The organism is Bacteroides sp. AF25-5LB (assembly GCF_003602965.1).
Lineage (GTDB): Bacteria > Bacteroidota > Bacteroidia > Bacteroidales > Bacteroidaceae > Bacteroides > Bacteroides uniformis.
In genome coordinates, this window is the sequence record NZ_QTMC01000044.1 from 1 (window position 1) to 1,552 (window position 1,552).

Below are 1,552 nucleotides of genomic sequence, written 5' to 3' on the forward strand. Positions count from 1 at the left end.
ATGGGCATGTCACGATCAAAGGTTTCAGCGTTTGTCCAACATTTCATGCCATACTTATCAGCCAGCTTTTTGTTCACCGTAAAGAAAGCATCCAGTTCATCGTAATCGATATGTCCGTCCTGAAAAGCACAGGCGTCAACCACATCATGAATGCCATCGAAAATTTCATTCCACTCCCTTTCATGCTCCTGAACAGAAACTGCATCCTCCTTTGTCAACTTATCTGTACCCATCACGGCCTTTTTCCCGTCAATCCACGGAGAAATAAAAGTCGGCAAACCGCCGGAGACATCCTTGCATTGTTTGCCCATCGCATGAAAGGCATCAATGACACCCTTCGTCTTACGGCTTATCTCACCACTGATATACCATCCGCCGAAACTCTTGTACTTCTCACCGTACCTGCTCCACACCTCATCAATCACATACTTGTTATCCTCAACCTCCCACGAAAGGTCACCGGTATCCCAGTACTTGCCCGAATCATATAAACCAAAATAGAACTTCATGTGATATTTCCCCGCCAGACGAAGGAACATGTCCAACAAATCGACAGAAGGCATATAACACCCTTTACCCAGCAAATGCGCCGAAGGATAAGTAATGAATTTGCGATAACCCGACCGGATCATTATGACCGTGTCAATTCCAATACTCTGCATATACCGGAAATCCTGATCCCATTCCCTTTCCCCCCAATTCTGATGGGGAATATCATGGGATATCTCATCCAAGAACGTGCCGGTAATTTTAAGCGCATCGCCCATGGGGACCAGCATGGAAGAGGCAGACTCTTGAGAAAAGAAGTAATCCCCATCACTCTCCCGCCCCAACAATGAAGGGGCCATGAATGCAGACGCACCGAACAAAGCAGTCCTTTTTAAAAAATCCCTGCGTGTTTTCATTATTAATAAAATTAAGATCAACCATTATATATTAAACCTATCGAACAGATTTTTTTAAGATAAAAAATCAATTATGTTTTTCATTGTTTAGATATTAATCGTTATTATTCAATTATTACACTGCAAATATAGATATATTTATTATCTTTGCAATAGTTAATAAAGTATTTAATTAATACATAACCTATAATTAACATATATTAACACGTAATTACCAAATAATTTACATAATAACAAATTAAATACATAATATTTCCGAATAACAAACCCGTATATATTAATATAATAAACAAAATAGAGCAAATAACATAAAAATACATACCTATGAAACAGAATTTATTAAAAGAAATGGAAACCGGGAGCAAGAATGCACTCTTAAAAAAAAGGATCATCACACATTATATATATAATGGGAGCTCCACTATTACCGACTTGGCCAAGGAACTCGATCTGAGTGTGCCCACAACCACCAAATTCATCAATGAAATGTGTGAGGACAACTATATAAACGACTATGGAAAACTGGAGACCAGTAGCGGCCGCCATCCAAGCCTATATGGACTCAATCCGGAATCAGGATACTTCATCGGAGTGGACATTAAGAAATTTGCCATAAACATCGGACTGATCAATTTCAAGGGGGATAT

At 39.1% G+C, this 1,552-nt stretch carries 2 protein-coding genes; one reads left to right on the top strand and one right to left on the bottom strand.

The genetic code is table 11. The features are described from left to right. On the bottom strand, positions 1–905 hold a 905-nt coding region (locus tag DWY57_RS20625; protein ID WP_119962364.1), incomplete at its 3' end, for a DUF4434 domain-containing protein. 324 nt (positions 906–1,229) lie between these two features. On the opposite strand from DWY57_RS20625, the gene DWY57_RS20630 reads away from it, so the two are divergent. Then, positions 1,230–1,552, top strand: a 323-nt coding sequence (locus DWY57_RS20630; protein WP_133302474.1) for a winged helix-turn-helix domain-containing protein, incomplete at its 3' end; no start/stop codon positions are given.